Below are 19,921 nucleotides of genomic sequence, written 5' to 3'. Positions count from 1 at the left end.
TAGTCGGGCCTTCGGCCCGAGCTTCGTCCGTGTGGTCACCAAGGGGCGCGCGTCTTCTCATTCTCTCAGTCCGGGGGCCCGACCGGTCAACCCACGCACCGGCGCTTCCGCCCGTTCTCCGCTGCGCTACGCCCGTGCGCTCCAACCACTTTCACACCCACACTCGCTGCGCTCGCGTGAAAGTGGCTTCCGGCCGCCGCTGCTCTTCGGGGTTGACCGCCCACCCCGCACTGAGCGACTGCGAAGCCGACAGCGTCGCCCACAACGAGGAGAATCTTAATGACGATGTCAAGCAGCGGTAGCGGCTCCTGGCACGTCGACAGTGAACTCCCGCCCATCACGCAGCAGTGCCCACAGGACGTCGACGAGTCGCCGCGCGAGGGCGATCAGAGCCTTGGTGTGAACCATGTTCTGGGCGCGTTTCCTGTCGTAGAACTCTCGAGACGGCCCTTGTGTTTTCAGGCTCGAGAGAGCGGCCATGTAGAACACCCGTCGCAGTCTTCGGTTATAGCGTTTCGGTCGGTGCATGTTGCCAGTGATTCGACCGGAATCGCGAGGAACAGGAACCAGCCCGGCATAGGAGGCGAGCTTCCCGGAATCGCGGAAGGCCACCATGTTGCCGCCGGTGATGACGAGGAATTCCGAACCGAGACCAGGACCCATTCCTGGCAGCGATTCGATGATTCTCGCCGACGGATGCGTCCGGAACAGCGCAGCGATCTCCCTATCGAGATCCTTGATCTCGCGATCGATCTCAAGCAGCCGGGCGGCCAACTTGCAGATCAGCCGTGCGGTGCCGGCTTCGCCGGGCAGCCGATGCCGCTGACCGTTCGCCGCTACGACCGCGGCCTCGGCCATCGCGGGGATGCCTTTGGCCCAGGCCTTGTTCTCACGCAAGTACTTCGCCACGCCAGCTTCGCCGGCGTTACGGATCGCCGCGGGTGTGCAGAACCGCGAGACGAGGATCAGCGGCGACCGAGTCGAGTAGTCAAACGCAGCCTCAAGAGCTGGGAAGATGCTGCCGAGCATGTCGCGCAACCGATTGATGCCCCGCACCCAGTCGGCCATCACATCGGTGCGGTAGGCATGCAACTGCCGCAGCTCCGCAACCAGATCATTTTCGACCACGACCGGCGACAGGTCCCGCCGCATCCGAGCCGTGTCTGCAATCACCCGAGCGTCCTTGGCATCGGTCTTGGCCTCGCCGCGAAACACCGGAGCCATCACCGAGGTGGTGCGGCCGGGCACATAAACAACGGTCTGCTCGCGCAGCAGCAAAGTGGTATTCAGCAGCGCGGCGGCGGGCGAAACAAGGTCAACGGCCCACACCACCGGTCCTTCTACGGTGGTCACGACACGGTCGATCAACGCCTCGATCTTGGTCTCGTCATTGGCGATCTTCTGGTCCCAAAGCTTGGTCCCTTCAGAGTCGATCACGCACGCATGGTGATGCGACTTGCCGACATCAATACCGATCCACGCTGCCATCGAATCCGGTCTCGTAAGGGCCATATACCTGCTGCCTTCCGACGAAAAGCCTCGGCCATAGGCAACCCCGTCGTCAGGTCCTTAGAGCAGCGACCACAGCCCATTCGCGTCAGTACGAGCAGCGTCAGATCTCAATTAGCGACCAGAGCCACCACAGCGGCGGGGCAGCCATTCTCCTAAAGATCCCGAGAATCAACCAACCATCAGCTTCACCCTGCCGCCCTGGCCATCTAGAGCACCTAACCCCAGACACAACGATCCTAAGGAACCCACCATGACCATCACCACTGCCTACGCCGACATCGACGGAACGATCATCATCCGAGAAGGCATCACCACCCACACGATCCGCCAGGACGGAACCAGCCAACTCGAAACCGACTGGCACCTGCCCGACGGCACACCATCTGACCCGTTCGCCGAGACCAGCTAGCGGCGGCCGCCAGGCCCCACCCGCAAGGGTGGGGCCACCTACGGTGCGTCGGCTTACAGGATGTTGATCGGCGCGTTCAAGTGCCACGGCGAGGTCATGCTGTCGGCACCGCACACCGCTTCATTGACCATGAACAATTCCGACAGCTGCGGATTCGATTTCGCGAAACCAATGCAATGATTCGCATCGCGAAACGGCCCGTATTCGTAATACGTCGCATTGTCCCACCAATGCCGCGTCTTTTGCACCACGTTAATGGTGTCAGCACCGGCGGCCGGCACCGCCGCCAATGACACAGCAGCAGCGGCCACAATTCCGCTGAGCCCAACACCGATTCTCTTTGCGATTGTCACAATGAACCCCCTTTATATGCGGAAATTCAGGCCCAGGGTTGAGCCGAATGGACAGAAAGGGTCAGCACACAGGGCGCCCACAACGCGCACCACAAACCACTCGCTCACACATGCATGCGAGCGAGTTCTGACAGGGTGTCCGACGCCAATCCGACGTCTCCACCCTAGCCCATACGTGTGGTGTGCGCTGCATGTTTGTCTTACCTGGCCGGTCATCCCCTGATGCGCCGATTCTGACTGGATCGGGGTGGCCCCGCGTCAAGCAGCTTCGTCGACAAAGACCCACGCGCTACCCGCCGCTGGCGCGCCGATCCGCTTATATCGCGGCCCTTTCTCTCCTCCACAACGTGACTCGAAACCACCCCGACAGGGCGGCGCTAATATCAGGAAATGCCCAAAAAAGGAATGACCGAAGAATGCACACCAATTCACGGAAAGTGTTGCGAATCAACGCAATAAGAAATAGAATAGACGTATCAACTCAACCAGTCGCACGTAACTAATCGAGAGGCCAAAACAATGACTGAGCACACCATCACCGTGTACACCAAGCCTGCGTGCGTGCAGTGCAACGCCACCTATAAAGCCCTCGACAAGAACGGCCTGGACTACACCGTCGTGGACATCACCACCAACGACCAGGCTCGTGACTACGTGATGGGACTGGGCTACCTGCAAGCACCCGTTGTGGTGGCCGGCGACGACCACTGGTCCGGCTTCCGGCCCGACCGCATCAAAGCACTCGCTGCCAGCGCAGCGGCATGAAGAGCTGAAACCCAATGAGCAGTTACAACGTCACAACCCCGGAAGGGTGGGCAAGTGCCGGCGAGCTCCACAGCCTGACCGACACCCACTCCCCCTCTCCCAAGCCTTCTTTGATCGGAGCCCACGCCGTGACCACAGATCGCCGCAGCACCTACGCCGACCGAGCAGCCCGCTTCGAGGCCCTTGCTGTTACCGCCCGCACTGCCGGCGACACCGACCATGCCGCTCACCTCGAGGCGATGGCCCACCGGGCGCACAAAGCCCACGAGGACCGTGCGTGGCGGCACGCCGAGGGACTGATCTACGACCACGACGAGTGCTGCACCGAATGCCACGAACACATCAGCGACCCCCACGGCCCTGGCTGCGTCTATGCCGATGCCGCCTACGCCACCACCTGACCCACGAACCGATGACTGACGAGGAGGACCCCATGACGATCACCGCCAGTGACATGGTTACCGACCCGGCGGCGGCCGCCGGCGAGATGCCCGCAGACGACGAGGTCCTGACCGTCGATCAGTTCCCCAGCCACCTGGGCCCCGACGTCAGTACCGAAGACGCCATCACCACCAGCGTTGAGGCTGCGTTCCTGACCGCGTTGATGTGGGCACCGAAAGACCTTGCCCAGCAGGTCCGTCAGATCATGACCGGACCCGACCGGTGGAATCCGTTCTGGAGCCCGGCTCACACCGAAATCTTCGACGCGGTGTGCAGCGTCTTGGACGAGGGCGGCCCTGCCAACCCGGTCCTGGTCCAAGCTCGCCTGTTCGAGACTGGCCGCCTGGCCCGCGTCGAGCAGCACTTGTTCGCGATCCTGTCCCCCGCTCAGGGACCGCTGATCGGTGGTGTGGAACTGCCGCACCTGGCCGCCAAAGTGATCGACCAGTGGTACCGCCGCGGCTACGCCGGCCTGCTGGCCCGCATGTCCCAGATCCGCGAGACCGTCAGCGTCGAGGAGCTCGCCGGCCATTGGGAAAGCCTCACCGGCCACCAACAGCGGGCCGAAGAACTGTGGTTGACCAAACGCGACCAGCTCGCCCGCCTGCACCAGGGCACCGCATGAGCACCGACTACGTGAGCGGGGGTCCGGTGTTGCGGGCCGAGGATCTGCACAAGATGGCCTGGCACATGCACTACGACGAAGGCATGAGCTGGGAACAGATCGCCGATGAGCTCGAAGAACCCCACGCCGCCGTGCAGCGGATGGCCGCCGCCTACGAACGGCTTACCGACACTGCCGCCGCCCAGGCCCAACACACCCTGTTCTGACCCGAAAGGACGACCTCTCGATGAGCTACTACGAAGTTCCCGACCACACCCACATCGCTGATGTGTCCCTGCGGCGCAGCGACCGCGGCTACGCCGTGACGGCCGCTTTTGTCACCGTGCCTGAACGCGCCATCGACGAGCCCTACACCGACACCCGCACCTGGCACGTCGAATCATCAAATCTGTGGCGCGATTTGGGGTCGGCAGGATGGGCAATGGACCACTACGACCGACTCGTCGACGGCCACCGCATCCATGCTGAACCCAGCGTCGGCAGCACCCTGCCACTGCCCGAGATGCTCGCCGTGGCCGCGAACCGGGCACAGGCCTGCGCCTCGGACTCTGAACGCCAGGCCTACAACGATGTCGTCGAGCTCCGTACGCAGCTGCGCGAGTACACCCACCCCCACACCGCGCACCCCGAACCTGCCTTGCAACTGGCCGGCAACCAGCACCTGCCCGAGCAACAGCACCTAGCCGCCGATCAGCGCCCTGCCCCGCAGCACTACGAGCAACACCCCGAACCAGTGCACTACAACCAGCTCCTCGACACCCCACACCGCGACAACGGCCCCGAACGGCCCGCCCACCACCGCGGCATCGAACGCTGACACAGACCACCACCACAGCACGCGAGGGAGAAATACGATGACCGTCATGACACAGGAACCCGAATGGGCAGTGCGCTACCCCGACCTGTTCGCCGAGCTGACCATCGAGCAAAAGTGGTCCGTGCACAACACGATCGCCAACAACGTGATGGAAGGGTGGACACCCACCCGCGACAACGTCGCTGACCTGATCGCCCTCACACGCGGCGACATCACCCTCGAGGAGTACGTGCGCCGCGGCCGCGCCGGACTGGCCGCCAAACGCTCACCGTCCTAAACAACCGACACGCGGGGGGAACGTCGAGTCGATGGACTGGGACGACTACTACTGGCCAGGAACCACGGTGCTGGCCAACAAACTTGGCCACCACAACCAGCACGACCTCTCCGGCGAGGAATACATCTGGACCGCCGCCCGAGAAGAACTGATCCGCAACGGCACCGCCCAGATTGAGCGCACGTTCGACGTCGAACACCTGCGAGCGTTGCACGGCTACCTGTTCCAGGACGTGTACGAGTGGGCCGGGCAGTACCGCGAAGTGAACATGAGCAAAGACGGCAAACCGTTCGCGCACCGCCACGACATCGACCACTACCTTGCCGCGGCCGCCACCACCGCCGCCGAAACCTCGTGGGCGACAGTGGACCGTGGCGAGTTCGCCGACCAATCAGCGGTCATCTACACCCTGATCAATCACGCCCACCCGTTCCGTGAAGGCAACGGCCGGGCCGCGAAACTGTTCATGGCCCAGATCGCCGAACAATCCGCCTACGACTACAACTTCACAGCCATCGACCCCTACGTGTGGAACATGCGCTCAGGGATGAGCCGCCCCGAGGCCGGCGACTTCACCACCCGGCCCGCCGCCCTGACCCCGGTGTTCGAGTTCATCACCATCGAACGGCCCACCCCCACACCCGCCGCCGAAACCACCAGCCCGGCGCACGACCACCAGCACGAGCTGAGCTACGACCAACGCCCCGAACCCATCGCCTACCAACAACATCCCGAACCGGTCCATTACAACCAGCTCCCCGACACCCCACACCAGTACCGCGACAACGGCCCCGAACGCCCCGGACACCACCACGGCATCGAACGCTAACCACCGGAGCACGCAACGCAGGCCGCGAAGGAAGTAGATCCTAGGTGAACACAGAACCCAGCTACGCCGACCTATTCGCCGGCCTGACCATCGCGCAGAAGTGGAACGTGCACAACAACATCGCCAGCCACGTCCTCGACGGCTGGGCCCCGGACCGCGACGACATCGCTGACCTGACCGCGCTGGAACGCGGCGACATCGACGGCGACGAATACGTGCGGCGTGGTCTGGCGCGTGTGGACGCCCGGTTTCCGGACGCCTGAACGCGCAAGCCGACCCAGCCACCCACCGAACACAGGACCTCGTGCACATGGCCTCTCGCTACCGAGCACTCATCGCCGCCGCAACGCTCAGCGCAGCCACCCTGCTGGGAGGCTGCGCCTCAGTTGCCGACGATGACGTCGCGCCCGTGACTGACACGGCCGTCGATGTGATGCGCGGGCAGATCCCCGACACCGCCGGGCCCGAGGTGACAGTCAGTCGTGTCGTCGACGGCGACACCATCGAGGTCACCGATCGAGCCGGCGCCACCTCCACCGTCCGGCTCATCGGCGTCGACACCCCCGAAACCGTCAAACCCAACGCCCCCATCGAATGCTTCGGGCCACAAGCGAGCGACTACACCAGCACGATCCTCACCGGCCGCGCGGTGCGACTCGAACACGACCAGACCGTCGGCGACACCGACCGCTACGACCGCCAGCTGGCGTACGTGTGGACCGTTCAGGATCAGCGGTTGTTCAACCTGGCGCTCATCGAAGCCGGAGCTGCCCGTGAATACACCTACGACCGCACCCGCTACCGCTACCGGAATGCTTTCCGCGCCGCCCAGACTGACGCTCAACGCGACCGTCACGGACTGTGGGGCCACTGCCCGACCGACAGCTAACCCCCGCCACTGTCAGACCCCTACGACACACTCACCGGCACAGGCCCCAACTCACAGAAGGTGACCGCTATGGCGTCGCTCGTGTTCATCGCAACCGGTGTGCTGCTCGTCGCCATCCTGCTGTGGGGCATCGGCTCTGGCCTGGCTCGCCTGGTCGGCATCATCCTGTTCATCGACGGCATCGGCGGAATGTTCATCCACGGCGGCGACCTCGCCAACACCCGCTACCCCATCGAGGCCGGCATCGGACTGGCCCTGTGGCTCGCCGGCCACTGGCTCTACGCCCTCAAACACCGCCTGTGGCGCTCACACCTCGCGCTGGTGGTGTGGCGCCTGCCGGTGCTGTCGATGCTCGCACCGATCCCTACGCGGTAGCCGTTCGGTGCACTCACAGGAAGATGATGGCTCAGGGGGCGGCCCGTTTCAGGCAGCGAATACGTCACGGTCCGTCACGGCCACTCACCAGAAGCGCGTTAGGCAGCGTGGGTGCTTGTTGTTTACTTGCCCGGCGGCAGTAACGGTATGTCCGTGCGTCGCGACGTACGGGCATGTTCACGAAACGGTCGTTGCTGGGTGTGTGTGCGTTGGGTGTTTTGCTGACGGCCTGTGCCACTGACAATCCCGACAAGACCGGTGCGGCGGAGTCGTCGTCGACTGCATCATCGGTCGCCGTCAGCACCGTCACTGTCACTGCACCTCCGCCCTCGTCGTCGACCCCCGCGCCGGCACCGGCGCCGCCGGCAGAGATCGTTGTCGAGGAGACCGTCGTGGAACCAGAGCCCTACATCGTGGGCTGCCAAGTTGGGTTGGGTCCGATCGAAACCTATTGGTCCGATGGAACAGTCACCGGTTACTCGGACTACTGCCAAGCCCAACATGACAACTCATTGAGTCGCGAACGTGAAGCCAACACCCCTGTCTGTGACGGGACCGTCTGTCGCTACCCCAACGGGGCGCAAGTCCCGGACCCCAACGCGGTCATTGCTGACCGCTGTACGAACCAGATTGACTACGCCGGGGATCCGCGGTCGAACGCAGAAATCAACTCGATCGGTGCTCAAACCGGGCAATGCCCAGCCCCCATTTCGTGAACCGCCCACGTGCGTAACATCCTGAGCTAGCCAGCGCCTGCCTGGCATAACCGTCTCCGACCGCCAGGGAAACTCCATGAACGCTAAGAAGGCCGCCGCTGCTCTGCTTACCGCCGTCGCGGTGACCCTCGTGGCCGGCGGGTGCAGTGACAACGAGGAGACGGGCCATCCCACGGCGCCGGTGGGCATCAACAACTTTGCGCACCCGGATAACGAGAACTCTGGCTCGGGCGAACACGAAGTGTCACAAGTGGCGTGGGGTGAGGCGGTTCTCGTTGAGGACTACGACATCATGGGCGACAAGACCGGAGACGCTGCCACCATCACCGTCAACGCGCCCGAGATCCGCGAAGACGGCGCAGACGACAAGCCGTATTCAAAGGTGTTCGTCACTGTGGTCGGCGAGAACGGGAACTACGACGCCAGCCAGCTGGCCTACGCGCACGCGTACGCTCTGCTCGCTGACGGCACCAAGGTGGAAATTAACTGGGGTGTCGCCAATGACAACGCACTCCGAGGGCAGGTGAAGCCCGGCGAAAAAGTCAGTGGATACATCGCGTTCGAGACGGACCAGCCGTTGCACAAGGTCGTCGCTCGAGGCATGTACCTCGACGAAGCCGAGTGGTCCGCGCCGTAGGTCATAAGGGCAGAAACTTGGAACCGAACTGGTCGGTGTTGCCCCATCGAGGAGACCCCTACGGAGGCAAAGACGGGGTGGATGGCCCGGACTAAATGCCGCCGTGAAGAGCGAACAGAGGTTCCTGGCCGGGCATCCCAGCACCTAACGCTTCTGAGACCGCCGTGCGGTCCCATCCGTTGATGAGTGCGGCGCGCACGGCGTGGGCGCGGGCTCGTCGGGCTTGGCGATCTAGACCGCTGGCGCCGCGGCCCCATCCGCTGCCGCCGCCGCGGTGTTTGCGGCCCATGTCGGTGAGATTGTCGGACTGGGTACCGATCACGACGTGACGGGAGCCCACGCGCACACAGAGTGGGTTGTCGCATTCGTGCATGGCGACCATGCCGGCCGGCATCACGCCGTGGACGGCGGCGACGGCGAACCGTTGAGCGCGGACCACTTTCGGACCGCCGGGTCGGCCGAGCCAGAACCGGCCGTAGCCGTCGTCGCCGATCGCGCCGACGAACACCGCACAGTCGTGCGCGCTGGGGCCGACGATGACGTACCGGGTGAACCGCCGGATCTCGCCGGCGTCACCGACCGGGTCGACAACCAGCCGGTGGCTGGTCACGACCCGGCCTTGACCGAAACGGCAAACGCGGTGGTGATGTCCATGGGTGTGGTCTACCCCAGGGCTACGACGCGAGTTCTGCCGGCGACTGGACCGGCTGACTTTGACCGTCTCCCCCGGCCGCCGGTGCCGGCTGGTGTGGTGCATTGTCGGTGTCACTGTGCTCGGTGCCTGGCGCCGCGGCCTGGCTGTCTGTGGTGGCCTTGGATTCGTGGAGCCTGATCAGCCGGCGCACTTCGGTGTCGGGCAGGTCGGAGAGCTCGGCGAGCGCGGCGATCGTTTCACCGCGATCGCGCATCGCTGCGAGCGCGGCACCCATGCGGGTGTGTGCCTCGTCGACTTTGCTCTGACATTTGGTCTTGGCCGCGGCGATTGCTTTGTCGCGGACCGTTTCTGCAGCCGGTACCGCTTCGGCCGCTTTGAGGACAGTGGCCAGATCGGTTTCGTTGGCTTGGTCGCGCAGTCGCTGCGCTTCGCGTTGCGCGGCGACCTTCTTCCGTGCGAGATCGCGTGCGGACATTCTTTTTTCGGTGGTAGCCACGAGGGCCCTCCCTCATCTGAACCTGTGTAAGCCCCGTACGTGCATACGGAACTTCTTGCAGCACTCGACGCCAGTTGAATGCAGCCCCAACATTACCCGCTGACGCGGCCGTTGGGGGGTTCTGGCAGACCGTTGTCGCCTGGTGGTCGAATCCCGGTGTTGCCGGCCCCGGGGGGCCTTGCACCGTCTTTTCGCCCTGTCTGTCTCCGCTGTCTGCTCTGTGCCCGATTTTTGATCTCGGTTCTTCGAACCATCGCCTTGTGCCATGCCCTTCGGTCATGACCTGCTTGTTTGATCCCACAGCTTTACTGTGAGTGATTAGTTCTGACACACCTCTGGCAGATCTTCTGACTTTGGGGGCGGCGCGTTTCTTCCACCACGGCCGTGGCCGGGTTATGGTGCGGTGGTGATGACCCTGCACGTGCTGCATGCCGGTGACGGCTACAGCTATCTGACGGACCAGGTAGCCAGTCAGGATCGCGAGCGCGAGCGGGGCCAGGAGATGGCCGATTACTACACCGCCCATGGCACTCCCCCGGGGTTGTGGTGGGGCGATGGGCTTCTCGCGCTCGAGGACCACCGCCTGGCCGGGGGGGTCGGACATGACGCTCTGGCCGTCAATGGCACGGTCCGCGAAGAGCAGATGAAGGCGCTGTTCGGAGAAGCGTTGCACCCCAACGCCGATGCTCTGATCGACACGATGGTCGGCGAGGGTATGAAGCCGGCGGCGGCGATTAAGACCGCCCGGTTGGGCCGCAAGTTCCCGCACTACAACAACGACATCGAGTTGGTGAAAGCCACCGAAGCGAGCATCGAATCGTTCGTGGCCACCCACCACCGTCGCCCGAAAGTGGCTGAGGTCCGTGACATCGAACGCGAGCACGGCCGCCGACTGTTCACCGCCGACAAGGGCCGGGCCCCGCTGACCGAGCGGGAACTGTCGTCGTGGATTGCCTTCGAGAAAGGCAAGGTGCGCCAACCCGTTGCCGGGTTCGACCTGGTGTTCACTCCCCCCAAATCGGTGTCCACGCTGTGGGCACTGGGTGATGAGCACACTCGCCGCACCATCGAACGCTGCCACCACGAGGCGGTCAACGACGCCTTGACCCATCTGCAGCAGGAAGCGATTTTTACTCGCTCCGGTGCCAGCGGTGAGCTGCAAGTGGACACCAAAGGGCTGATCGTGGCCCAGTTCGATCACTACGATTCCCGGGCCGGGGATCCGAACTTTCACACCCACGCCGCGGTGTCCCAGAAGGTCCAGGGCACCGACGGTGTGTGGCGATCCATCGACTCCAAAGCCCTGCACAAGGCCGCCGTGGCGCACTCGCAGCGCTACAACGGCGCAGTGATGGACCTGGTCTGCCGCGAGCTCGGTGTGGGCCGTGAGGTCCGCCAGATGGGCGACGGCCGCCAGGCGGTCATCGAGATCGCTGGGGTGCTACCCGAGCTGCGTGAAGAGTTCTCCGGCCGCCGCACCGCCATCGAGGCCCGCTACGACGAGCTGCTGCGCGCCTACCGCGACGAGCACGGATACATGCCACCCAAACGCACCATGTACCGGCTCATGCAGCAAGCCAACCTCGACACCCGCGAAGGAAAACAGGTCGGCAAGTCACTCGCCGAGCTGCGTGAGGGGTGGCGCGATCGCGCCCTGACCGTCCTGGGATCCGAACGCGCACTGGGTCGGATGATGGACCGAATCTTACAGCGTGAGAACGCCGTAGACCGCGACTTTCTCGGCGTCGACACCGAAGCCCACCAGGTCCTTGAGCACCTGTCTGAGCGTCGCTCATCGTGGACGATGCACTCCCTACGTGGCGCGGCCGAAGCACATCTGGCGACCGTCGCGTTCGATGATCCACCGCAACGCCGCGCCGCGATCGACGCTGTCATCGACCACGCCCGAGCCGGTGTAATCGCGCTGGCCACCCCCGAGTTCGCCCCCACCCCAGCGGCATTGCAACGCGCCAACGGCGAATCGCAGCTGGTGCGCCACGACGAGACTCTGCTGACCACCACCGCAGTTCTGGCCGCCGAAGACCGCGTGCACGCTGCAGCGAACACCCCCACCGGCCACGTCCTGACCCGCGCCCACGTCGAGCACATCTGCCAGCAACTGCAGGCCGAGAACGGCCGCGAACTCAACCCCGGCCAACGCGCCCTGGTCGACCATTTCACCGGCTCCGGTGCCCTCCTCGCCGTCGGCGTGGGCCCCGCTGGTGCCGGCAAAACCACCGCCATGTCGGCTGCGACCAAGTCGTGGGAAGCGGCCGGACACAACGTCATCGCCCTCGCACCCTCAGCTGTCGCCGCCGAGAACCTGGGCGAAGAAGTCGGCGTTCAAGGGCTCACGGTTGCGTACCTGACCTACCCCTATCGCGGGAAGATGGCTGACAAAGGGATCCCCGCCGGCACCATCCTCGACTCTCCCATCCGCCCCGGCACCGTGCTCTTGGTCGACGAAGCCTCGATGATGTGCACCGCCGACTGGGACGCCCTGGTGGCCATCGCCCACGAACGCGGCGCAATCATCCGCGCCCTGGGCGACCCAGCCCAGCTCGACGCGGTCGAGTCCGGTGGCCTGCTTCGCTCCCTCGCTGATCACACCCACGCACCAGAACTCGACGAAGTCGTGCGGTTCGGCGACGACCACGTGCAAGCGAAGAACTCCATCGCCCTACGGTTCGGCGACCTCGCGGCCATCGACCTGTATGCGCGGCGCGGGTGGGTCCACGACGGCACCCTGGCCGAACTGAAAACCCACCTGGTCGCCGACCACATCGCCGACCTGGAAGCTGGCCGCAACAGCATCGTCCTCGCCTCGACGACCAACGATGTGCGCGAACTGAACTCAGCCATCCAGAGCATCCGGCGCAGCGAAAACGCTGCACGCACAGACCGCGTCGTCGGTCTGTCCGATCAGCACATGGCCGGCGTCGGGGACCAAGTAGTCACCCGATCCAACGACCGCGGGCCCGGCGGCCGCACCAAAGGCGGCACCCGACCAGGCTCCTACGTCCGCAACGGTGACGTGTGGACAGTCGTGAAAGTACACCGCGACAAGTCGCTGACGGTGCGCCACCGTGACCATAAAGGCACCGTGCGTTTGAGCGCCCAATACGTGCGTGAACACACGGAATTGGGCTATGCGATGACGATCCACCGCGCCCAAGGCTTGACCGTCGACGTCACCCGTATGCTGCATTCGGTCACCGCCGACCGCGCCGGGCTCTACGTCGGAATGACCCGTGGCCGCTCCCAAAACCATGCCTACGTGCCGCTGGATCAAGAGCTGCCCATCGACGTGGAAAAGGTCCACGTCGACGGCGTGCAACGCGCCCCGACCGCTGTGGAGCTGTTGCGGGTCTCGGTCGCCCGCGACAACGGACACCGCACCGCCACCGAAGAACTCCGGGCTGCCCTGGCCGCCGCACACGACCCCGAACGCCTCTCGGTGCACTACCACGCAGGCCAACGAATCCTGCGCGATGAGTACCTGAACCGGGTGCTGGATCAAGCGCTGCCCGAGACGATTCACCTCACCATGCGTGAGGCACACCCCGACAGCTATCACCGTTTGCGTGAGCTGTTGGTCGCCGAACACGACGCCGGCGGACACCCGGTGCACCTCCTCGCCGCCGCGCTGGGTGACCACACGTCCTTGGCCGACGCGCACGATCCGGCCGCACTGATCGCCCACCGCATCGCCGAACAGCAAACCCGCACACCGCGTCCGGTCAACGATGACCCGAACCGGTTGGCTCCCCTGCCTCCGCGCTATCCCGGCACCGACGCCGAGCTGGCCGACTGGTGCCAGATCGCCGCGAGCACCCACCAAGAAGCCCTTAAACGGCAGACCGATCCCCTGGCATCCGCGCTCACCGACTACCGGGCAGCGGTCGCCCAGATCGACTCTGCACGACTCGATACAGCACTCTCCGTGCTCCCAGCCGAGGGCCGCAACCACGTACGCAACGACCCAGCCACCCGCCGCCTCATCGCACGCTTAAGCGCAGCAGACCGCGCCGGATACTCCCCCGACCGGGTCACCGCAGCGGCGGTACGTGACCTCCAGCTCGCCGACCAAGAGATCTCAGCGGCCGCCATCGCCGAACACCTCGACACCCACCTACCCAACGCACTCAACATCGCCCGCAACCGCTGGATCGACGCCCACCAGGTCGAAGTGGAACGCCTCGAAAGTGCCGGCATCGCCATCCGCAGTGGACACCCGACGATCGGCACACTCATCGACGACATCGCTGCGCGAGAACGACTCTCTGGTGAGACCGCGATGCAGCTGGCGGGCCAACTGCAAGTCCGCAGCACACGTGCGCGGACCGCAGCCGGCGACGTAGACCCCGAAAAATTGCTCGCCGCATGGCGTGAAGACCACCCTGTTGCCGCGCTAGCAGCCGATCCGCGCGCACCGTCCTGGCTGCCAGCCCCTCCGCTGGCCGAGGGCAACGAACACGCCGTCGCACACCACCGCCACCTAGCCGAAACCATTGCCGCCGCCGGGTCACAACTGGCCGTCGACCGACCCCTATGGACCGAAGCGCTCGGCGACTACCCCACCGACCAGACCGCACAGCACCGATGGGAACACCTCGCCGGCCAGATCCAGGCGTGGCGCACCGACCACGACATCACCTCCGACGTCGACCCCATCGGACCCAAACCCGTTGACACCAACTACCTCCACCAGCAGGCCCACCGGAACCTACAACGAGAACTCGAGGAGCAGCGGCGCGAACACCACGCCGCCATCGCACACGCGGGCGCGGCCAACGAACTCGAGCACGACCCCCAGATCTACCGCGGCCACACCCGCGACACCGCCGAGCACGTCACCCGCGAGCACGAACACAACCGGCGGCTGTAGTTCGGCCGGGTTCCCGAGAAGGAACGGTTAAAGGCTGGGCTGGGTCTGCGCCGGCGGCGGCATCAAGGGCGACACGGTGAGCTACGCTCGGCCGTATGGCAGGACTCTCGCCGATAAACCGTGCGCTCGCGCGGATACCCAAGCGCGCCGAGAAGAGCGAAAACCCCCACCTCCACGAGACCTTCGTCGACTCCGGAGTTGCCGATATACTCGATGTCGTCGACCATCAGGTTCTCAACGGGCGACGCGGCACCGGCAAGACTCACGCATTCGCATACCTGGCCTCGGAACGTCGGGCACTTGGCGACATTGCAATCGTCTTGGACCTGCGAACCGTGGGCTCGCCAGACGGTCTTCTTGACCCAAGCGCAGCAAGTCCACAAGAACGTGCGGGTCGATTGCTGATCGACCTCCTAGGCCAGCTGCGCGAAGCAATCCTAGACGCCGTGCTGGAAGACGAAACACTGGTCAATGACGGGGACTTCGTCGCGAAAGTCGACCACCTGCTGACGGTGCTTACGGATGTTCGTGTGACGGGTGAGGTAGAGACGTCGCAGCAACGGCAGTCCACACAGAAAGAACATTCCGGTCTCAAATTCAACGCAAAGGTGAGCTCTTCACCCACCGTCGACTTGTCGGCTGAGGCCGGTGCCGAAGACCAGAAGGTGAGTTCGAGGTCCGAAACCCGACGGGGGACAGAACAGGTCGCACTGAACTTCAGTGACATCGCGCGGGCATTGCGCGATGTCGCAAAAGTGCTAACCACAAGGCGAATTTGGATCTTCCTCGATGAATGGAGCAGCGTCCCTCGGGATTTGCAGCCCTATCTAGGTGAGTTCTTACTTAGGTGCGTGATGCCACTGCAGAAGTTTACCGTCAAGATTGCTGCGATCGAGCAACAATCGAACTTCATGGCCGTTGTCGCCCAGGAACGCATTGGTCTTGAGCTAGGGGCAGACCTCGGTGCGACCGTGTCGCTCGATGACTACATGGTCTACGAGGGCAATGAAGACGTCGCTAGGGAGTTCTTCCGCGGTCTCATCTTCAAACACCTGTCCGCCAGCGACGCGCCGGAGGCATTCGGCGATCTGACTGTCAGGAACACATCCGACGTCATCCGGCTCGGTTTTACCGATACTCGGGCGTTCGACGAACTGGTACGGGCGGCTGAAGGCGTACCTCGCGACTTTCTGCACATTGTGTCGCGGGCCGCGACGCGCGCTGGTAGCCAGCCAATTTCGGTGGATATCGTCAGAGAAGCAGCAAAGTACTGGTATCAAAGCGACAAGGTGGAGGCCCTGGAGAGCCGAGAGCAGGCCCGAGCGCTTCTGACCTGGCTGATTGATAAGGTCATCCGAGAAAAACGCGCGAGAGCGTTCCTGGTCCGTGAAGACGATATGCGCGACCCATTGCTCGTGACTCTGTTCGACGCGCGGGTGCTTCACGTTGTCAGACGCGGATACTCGGCACAGGATCGACCCGGAGAACGCTTCGACGTGTGGACGATCGACTACGGGGCGTATGTTGACCTCGTCCGAACCAAGTATGCCCCCCAGGGTTTGTTCCAACTGGAGGACGATACATATGTAAGCGGTGTCGACGTGCCAACTCAGGATTTACGGGCAATCCGAAGAGCCATCCTGGATCTTGATTCATTTCGTCAGTCAATCGAAACATTCTAGGCCACTTCGTTGTTGGCGGGATCGCCGCCAGACGTGCACAAACAACTCGGATGAAGGCCCGGCGCTGATCGCAGTGCTGTTCCTGGCCGGGAATAACAGCGTTGCGGCTCAGCGGCCGGACCTTCACCTGTTGCGGTGGCCAACATTTTCGTGCCGGCCACCGGGTATGTGGGTGCGCCTATGAGGCGCAGTCGAACTCGCCGGTGGCGTTGTTGTAGACCCAGCGACTGTCTCGACAGTGAATTGATCCGTCGTCGGCTGAGATCGCGTCTCCTGAGGCGACGAGTTCTGCCATAGCTCGCTCGGTCATCGTGTGGTGCTGTGCGGGTACCGCTTTGCGGGCTTGGATGTCGGCGTTGATTGTTGTGCGTGTTGAGGGGTGCAGGGGTTTGAGCTCGCGTTCGTACCAGTTGCAGTCTTTGGAGTTGCAGTCGCCGAATGAGGCGTGCTCTTTGAGACGCGACAGGCAGGACCACAGCTCAAGTCGATGCCAGACGATCATCGTGTCGTGGTAGCGAACCACGACACCATCTTTGGTCGATAGTGCTTGGTAGGCGGCGGTGTAGGAGCCCATCAGGGCCGTGAGTTCTTCCACTGCCACAGGGTGGTTGGGCCAGCACCCGGGGAGTTTGGAATGGCTCAGTCCGTAACGGCGGCGGAGCCATTCCACCCAGTCGACCAGCTCGTCCCACAGGTCACCGGCCTGGTCGGTGTCCAAGTGTCGCCAGGTTAGCGGCCCCCAACGGACCTGGACGGTCACGCCCACACTCGCACGTCGGTGTCGCCGTCTCCGTCACTGCTGAGCAGGGGTGCGACTTTGTCGAACAGCGTTTTAGAGGCATCGACTTCTTTGCGCCACGGCTTGTTCTCCCACACGGTCGGCAGATGCACGACGAACGGTGCAGCGCCGCGAGCGACGAGCAACGCATGATCGGTGGGCATCTGGCGGATGTCGCTCGGTTCCATGACGTTTCGGGTTCGTAGGCGGGGTGTGTGGGTGGGGTCGGTGATGGGTTCGTACTCGTCGATGGTTCCGCACAGACGGGAGAGCTCAGCCAGTTCACGGTCGCCGGATAGGCCCGGCAGGATCAGCCGAACGGGTGCTGAATCGGTGAACAGTTCACCCTCTGCGTTGCCCCACCGTTGGATGTTCTGGGCCTTGTTGTGGGCGAACGCCCAGATGCTGATACCGCGACCGCCGGTGTCGTTCATCATGTTCGGCAGACCTGGGATCGGTGCGACGGTGTTGACTTCGTCGAGTACGAGGCGAGCTGGTGGGTCGAGTCGCTCGCTGCGTGTGCGCAGCGATGCCCGGTCGAGGATGTGATAGACCTCGGCGGCGAAGACGGCCACGATCGGGGCGACCGAACCGCTGGTCCCCTTGGACACCAGGTAGAGCGTGTTGGGCCCACCCAGTACCAGCTGTTCGAGGTCCACGGATTCGTCAGCGGGGGTGTCGACGGCCGCCAGCAGTCGCGGATTCGACAGGGGTTCGACCAGGGTGGCCACCGCGTGGAACATGTCGTCGCTGGAATCTGATTGTGCGTCGACGATTTGCCTGATCTCGGCCGCCCATGCTGGATTGACCGAGTCCAGGATTTCCAGGGGCTCGCTTGCTCGCCGGTTGGTGACCCACGAACACACTGCGGCCAAGCCCTTTCCGCGGTGTGCGGCAGCGTGCAGGTAGCAACGCATCAGGGTTTTCGCTTTGCCTTCCCAGAAGGAGGAGTCCTTGGTGTCGCCCATTGGCACGGCTTTTACCCAGGCCTCGGCGCGTCGGGCAGCTGTCTCCTCGTCGTCGCAGCCGGCCAGCAACGACCAGCGCAGCGGGTCGGGATGGCCGATGAGCCCTTCGGGGTCGAAGATCTCTGCCTGACCCAGCGCCGACCGGTACCGCCAGGTTGAGGCGATCAGGTCACGTTTGGTGGTGGTGGCGAGCAGGAATCCTGGGGCGTCCCAACACCGTTGAATTGCCACACGGGAGGTTTTGCCGGCACCGGTGGGTGCCTCGCACAGGACGCAGTCGCGGTGTTGCAGATAGATCGGGGTGCCGGTCAGTACGTTCGATCCGAGCCTGATCGCAGCAGCTTGGCTGTCAATGGATCGCAGAGGCCGGTCTTGCAGCGACCGGAAGTCGTTCCGTGCACGCTCGGTCGCGCCCTTCTCATTCATTTGCAACCGCAGCAGCTCCCGGTCATCGCCCAAGCCCGATGTCTTTGCCTTATTGCGGTGGGCCCGGTTCTGGGCGATCGATTCGGCGATTCCCGCGCAGGCGCCGGAAATGATGAGGCCGATGGCCATGCAGATCCAGGTCAGGACCGGTCCGCCGGGCACGGGCTGTGAGGGCCACCGCGCGGCCGGGTCGCCGGGTGAGGTGAGTATGGCTTTGTATCCGCCCACGCCGAATGGTCCTGCTGGCCAGGCGAAGCCGTGACCGGATAGCAGGCCCGACATGGCCCCGCCGAACGGAACGGTCGCCGTGGCCACGAACACCAGCAAACACAGCGGGAGCACCCACCACGCGATCAGCGGTGTGCGGGGCGGTGCGGGTGCGGGTCGTCCTCCGATGGCGCTCACGATCGGGCCCCTGTCTGGGTTGTGGTCAGCTGGCCGGCGGGTATAGGTACCGGGCGTGCAGTGGGCAGGTTCGCGGCTACCTCACGCAGGTGAGCGGCCACGGTGCGGTCAGAGTCGGTGTCGGCGGCCGCGAGGATTGTCGTGGTGAAGTGGTCGGGCTCGCTGCCGGCTAGGACGGCGGTCAGTGCAGCTGCGGCCGCGATCCGGGTTCGCGCTTCGGTCGCGTCGATGCCGGGGGCGTCGGCCCTCCGAAACAGTTGGGAGATTTCCGCACGCAGCGCGATCCGGCGAGGATCGACGGTGTCGGTCATGACGCGGCCGCTTCGCTGTCGTCGACGACGAACAGGGTGTCCAGGCGCACTTCGTGCCAGCTCTGATAGCCGGGCACCCGGCACTGCGGCACGGCCGGGTTTTGCTCGGCGACGTCGACGGTGACCGCGACTTGGTGGCGGGCGGCGGACGCGGCCACCGAATCAGCATCGATGTCAGGGTGGCAGGTGTGCAGCTGCAGCCGCACGACCTCCAAACCTTGGTGTTCACGGGCTTTGCCGGCCAGGAACACCGCCTTTTCTGCCGCCGACAGTTCCGCGGACAGATCGTCGCCCCGGTCGTAAATGTTGTCGTTGGAATGGAACTCGCCGTACCAGGCTTCGGTGCCGTCGGCGTTGCACACTGCGTAGGTGTTGACTTCGGCGTCGCCGGCTGACCACAACTCGATCAGCGGCGCGTCCTGCGCGGACTCGACGACCTGGGCGGCGCGTTCGGCTACTACCCGGTCGCGGATCTCGTTGTAGTCGATGCCGAGTTGTTTACGCATCTCGGTTTTCACTTTCGGCCACAGGGCGCGGGTGTCGAGCTTGTGGGTTTTGGCCCACCCGTACAGGGCGGTGTGGGTGTCGAGGGCGCGTAGCTCGTCGGCGTTCTCGCGCACAGCCGATTCAGCGGTGGTCCAGTCAGCTTTGGTGCTCATCGGTCGGT

General features: G+C 64.2%; 22 protein-coding genes. 14 read left to right on the top strand and 8 right to left on the bottom strand.

The window, feature by feature from the left end:
* Window positions 1-288 precede the first annotated feature (288 nt).
* Window positions 289-1,488, bottom strand: a complete 1,200-nt coding sequence (locus WIMU1_RS24525; protein WP_062801035.1) for an IS110 family RNA-guided transposase — start codon at window positions 1,486-1,488, stop codon at window positions 289-291.
* Window positions 1,489-1,762: 274 nt separating this feature from the next.
* On the opposite strand from WIMU1_RS24525, the gene WIMU1_RS26300 reads away from it, so the two are divergent.
* Window positions 1,763-1,921 carry a hypothetical protein gene (locus WIMU1_RS26300; protein ID WP_157366811.1) on the top strand — a complete coding sequence of 53 codons (159 nt, stop codon included), beginning with the start codon at window positions 1,763-1,765 and terminating at the stop codon, window positions 1,919-1,921.
* Window positions 1,922-1,974: 53 nt separating this feature from the next.
* Here WIMU1_RS26300 and WIMU1_RS24520 read toward each other — a convergent pair whose 3' ends face one another.
* Window positions 1,975-2,274 (bottom strand): hypothetical protein, encoded by a 300-nt coding sequence (locus tag WIMU1_RS24520; protein WP_147431453.1) that lies wholly within the window; start codon window positions 2,272-2,274, stop codon window positions 1,975-1,977.
* A gap of 519 nt (window positions 2,275-2,793) precedes the next feature.
* On the opposite strand from WIMU1_RS24520, the gene nrdH reads away from it, so the two are divergent.
* From nrdH to WIMU1_RS24460, 11 genes are all read left to right on the top strand, one after another.
* On the top strand, window positions 2,794-3,039 hold the full coding sequence (gene nrdH / locus WIMU1_RS24515; RefSeq protein ID WP_062801029.1) for a glutaredoxin-like protein NrdH: 246 nt from the start codon (window positions 2,794-2,796) through the stop codon (window positions 3,037-3,039).
* A gap of 14 nt (window positions 3,040-3,053) precedes the next feature.
* Complete coding sequence (locus WIMU1_RS24510) at window positions 3,054-3,440, top strand: hypothetical protein (protein WP_245969323.1); 387 nt, start codon at window positions 3,054-3,056, stop codon at window positions 3,438-3,440.
* 32 nt (window positions 3,441-3,472) lie between these two features.
* On the top strand, window positions 3,473-4,105 hold the full coding sequence (locus WIMU1_RS24505; protein WP_062801028.1) for a DnaB-like helicase N-terminal domain-containing protein: 633 nt from the start codon (window positions 3,473-3,475) through the stop codon (window positions 4,103-4,105).
* Window positions 4,102-4,311 (top strand): hypothetical protein, encoded by a 210-nt coding sequence (locus tag WIMU1_RS24500; RefSeq protein ID WP_023961495.1) that lies wholly within the window; start codon window positions 4,102-4,104, stop codon window positions 4,309-4,311. The genes WIMU1_RS24505 and WIMU1_RS24500 overlap by 4 nt, the downstream gene beginning before the upstream one ends.
* A 20-nt stretch (window positions 4,312-4,331) precedes the next feature.
* Entirely contained in the window at window positions 4,332-4,922 is a 591-nt protein-coding gene (locus WIMU1_RS24495; protein WP_062801026.1) for a hypothetical protein, read from the top strand.
* A 46-nt stretch (window positions 4,923-4,968) separates the two neighbouring features.
* Window positions 4,969-5,199 carry an antitoxin VbhA family protein gene (locus tag WIMU1_RS24490; RefSeq protein ID WP_120803102.1) on the top strand — a complete coding sequence of 77 codons (231 nt, stop codon included), beginning with the start codon at window positions 4,969-4,971 and terminating at the stop codon, window positions 5,197-5,199.
* A 31-nt stretch (window positions 5,200-5,230) separates the two neighbouring features.
* The gene (locus tag WIMU1_RS24485) at window positions 5,231-6,028 is read left to right on the top strand and encodes a Fic/DOC family protein (protein WP_062801021.1); all 798 of its coding nucleotides are present in this window, start codon (window positions 5,231-5,233) and stop codon (window positions 6,026-6,028) included.
* Between the two features lie 44 nt (window positions 6,029-6,072).
* Complete coding sequence (locus WIMU1_RS24480; protein WP_062801020.1) at window positions 6,073-6,291, top strand: antitoxin VbhA family protein; 219 nt, start codon at window positions 6,073-6,075, stop codon at window positions 6,289-6,291.
* A 47-nt stretch (window positions 6,292-6,338) separates the two neighbouring features.
* Window positions 6,339-6,917: a thermonuclease family protein gene (locus tag WIMU1_RS24475; protein WP_062801018.1), complete on the top strand. Its 579-nt coding sequence runs from the start codon at window positions 6,339-6,341 to the stop codon at window positions 6,915-6,917.
* A gap of 69 nt (window positions 6,918-6,986) precedes the next feature.
* Window positions 6,987-7,292, top strand: coding sequence for a hypothetical protein (locus tag WIMU1_RS24470; RefSeq protein ID WP_062801016.1), 306 nt, complete (start codon window positions 6,987-6,989; stop codon window positions 7,290-7,292).
* Between the two features lie 792 nt (window positions 7,293-8,084).
* A complete protein-coding gene (locus tag WIMU1_RS24460) occupies window positions 8,085-8,645 on the top strand; it encodes a hypothetical protein (protein WP_062801012.1) in 561 nt (186 codons plus the stop codon).
* A gap of 91 nt (window positions 8,646-8,736) precedes the next feature.
* Here the strand turns inward: WIMU1_RS24460 and WIMU1_RS24455 are convergent, their stop codons facing one another.
* Together WIMU1_RS24455 and WIMU1_RS24450 are read right to left on the bottom strand one after the other, a co-directional pair.
* A complete protein-coding gene (locus tag WIMU1_RS24455; protein WP_062801010.1) occupies window positions 8,737-9,255 on the bottom strand; it encodes an HNH endonuclease family protein in 519 nt (172 codons plus the stop codon).
* Between the two features lie 64 nt (window positions 9,256-9,319).
* On the bottom strand, window positions 9,320-9,775 hold the full coding sequence (locus WIMU1_RS24450) for a hypothetical protein (RefSeq protein WP_062801008.1): 456 nt from the start codon (window positions 9,773-9,775) through the stop codon (window positions 9,320-9,322).
* Window positions 9,776-10,205: 430 nt separating this feature from the next.
* Between WIMU1_RS24450 and mobF the strand changes: the two genes are divergently transcribed.
* Both mobF and WIMU1_RS24440 read left to right on the top strand, forming a co-directional pair.
* On the top strand, window positions 10,206-14,684 hold the full coding sequence (gene mobF, locus WIMU1_RS24445; RefSeq protein WP_062801006.1) for a MobF family relaxase: 4,479 nt from the start codon (window positions 10,206-10,208) through the stop codon (window positions 14,682-14,684).
* Between the two features lie 95 nt (window positions 14,685-14,779).
* On the top strand, window positions 14,780-16,366 hold the full coding sequence (locus tag WIMU1_RS24440) for a hypothetical protein (RefSeq protein ID WP_062801004.1): 1,587 nt from the start codon (window positions 14,780-14,782) through the stop codon (window positions 16,364-16,366).
* Between the two features lie 178 nt (window positions 16,367-16,544).
* Here WIMU1_RS24440 and WIMU1_RS24435 read toward each other — a convergent pair whose 3' ends face one another.
* Genes WIMU1_RS24435 through WIMU1_RS24420 form a run of 4 tightly spaced genes read right to left on the bottom strand, consistent with a single transcriptional unit; the run spans window position 16,545 to window position 19,913 of the window.
* Entirely contained in the window at window positions 16,545-17,084 is a 540-nt protein-coding gene (locus tag WIMU1_RS24435; protein WP_120803106.1) for a hypothetical protein, read from the bottom strand.
* 38 nt (window positions 17,085-17,122) lie between these two features.
* Window positions 17,123-18,943: a type IV secretory system conjugative DNA transfer family protein gene (locus tag WIMU1_RS24430; RefSeq protein WP_062801000.1), complete on the bottom strand. Its 1,821-nt coding sequence runs from the start codon at window positions 18,941-18,943 to the stop codon at window positions 17,123-17,125.
* Window positions 18,940-19,254: a hypothetical protein gene (locus tag WIMU1_RS24425; RefSeq protein WP_062800998.1), complete on the bottom strand. Its 315-nt coding sequence runs from the start codon at window positions 19,252-19,254 to the stop codon at window positions 18,940-18,942. The genes WIMU1_RS24430 and WIMU1_RS24425 overlap by 4 nt, the downstream gene beginning before the upstream one ends.
* On the bottom strand, window positions 19,251-19,913 hold the full coding sequence (locus WIMU1_RS24420; RefSeq protein ID WP_062800996.1) for a hypothetical protein: 663 nt from the start codon (window positions 19,911-19,913) through the stop codon (window positions 19,251-19,253). Before WIMU1_RS24420 ends, WIMU1_RS24425 begins: the two co-directional genes overlap by 4 nt.
* Window positions 19,914-19,921 lie beyond the last annotated feature (8 nt).

The sequence above is a fragment of the Williamsia muralis NBRC 105860 genome (assembly GCF_001598915.1).
Taxonomy (GTDB): domain Bacteria; phylum Actinomycetota; class Actinomycetes; order Mycobacteriales; family Mycobacteriaceae; genus Williamsia; species Williamsia muralis.
The sequence above is the reverse complement of the archived record's forward strand: the minus strand, read 5'-3'. Positions and strand labels throughout refer to the sequence as shown.

Bases quoted from the DNA above. Each gene is read 5' to 3' on its own strand.
- WIMU1_RS24525 (WP_062801035.1), bottom strand. From the start codon at position 1,488: ATGGCAGCGTGGATCGGTATTGATGTCGGCAAGTCGCATCACCATGCG.
- WIMU1_RS26300 (WP_157366811.1), top strand. From the start codon at position 1,763: ATGACCATCACCACTGCCTACGCCGACATCGACGGAACGATCATCATC.
- nrdH (WP_062801029.1), top strand. From the start codon at position 2,794: ATGACTGAGCACACCATCACCGTGTACACCAAGCCTGCGTGCGTGCAG.
- WIMU1_RS24510 (WP_245969323.1), top strand. From the start codon at position 3,054: ATGAGCAGTTACAACGTCACAACCCCGGAAGGGTGGGCAAGTGCCGGC.
- WIMU1_RS24505 (WP_062801028.1), top strand. From the start codon at position 3,473: ATGACGATCACCGCCAGTGACATGGTTACCGACCCGGCGGCGGCCGCC.
- WIMU1_RS24500 (WP_023961495.1), top strand. From the start codon at position 4,102: ATGAGCACCGACTACGTGAGCGGGGGTCCGGTGTTGCGGGCCGAGGAT.
- WIMU1_RS24495 (WP_062801026.1), top strand. From the start codon at position 4,332: ATGAGCTACTACGAAGTTCCCGACCACACCCACATCGCTGATGTGTCC.
- WIMU1_RS24490 (WP_120803102.1), top strand. From the start codon at position 4,969: ATGACACAGGAACCCGAATGGGCAGTGCGCTACCCCGACCTGTTCGCC.
- WIMU1_RS24485 (WP_062801021.1), top strand. From the start codon at position 5,231: ATGGACTGGGACGACTACTACTGGCCAGGAACCACGGTGCTGGCCAAC.
- WIMU1_RS24475 (WP_062801018.1), top strand. From the start codon at position 6,339: ATGGCCTCTCGCTACCGAGCACTCATCGCCGCCGCAACGCTCAGCGCA.
- WIMU1_RS24470 (WP_062801016.1), top strand. From the start codon at position 6,987: ATGGCGTCGCTCGTGTTCATCGCAACCGGTGTGCTGCTCGTCGCCATC.
- WIMU1_RS24460 (WP_062801012.1), top strand. From the start codon at position 8,085: ATGAACGCTAAGAAGGCCGCCGCTGCTCTGCTTACCGCCGTCGCGGTG.
- WIMU1_RS24450 (WP_062801008.1), bottom strand. From the start codon at position 9,775: ATGTCCGCACGCGATCTCGCACGGAAGAAGGTCGCCGCGCAACGCGAA.
- mobF (WP_062801006.1), top strand. From the start codon at position 10,206: ATGACCCTGCACGTGCTGCATGCCGGTGACGGCTACAGCTATCTGACG.
- WIMU1_RS24440 (WP_062801004.1), top strand. From the start codon at position 14,780: ATGGCAGGACTCTCGCCGATAAACCGTGCGCTCGCGCGGATACCCAAG.
- WIMU1_RS24425 (WP_062800998.1), bottom strand. From the start codon at position 19,254: ATGACCGACACCGTCGATCCTCGCCGGATCGCGCTGCGTGCGGAAATC.
- WIMU1_RS24420 (WP_062800996.1), bottom strand. From the start codon at position 19,913: ATGAGCACCAAAGCTGACTGGACCACCGCTGAATCGGCTGTGCGCGAG.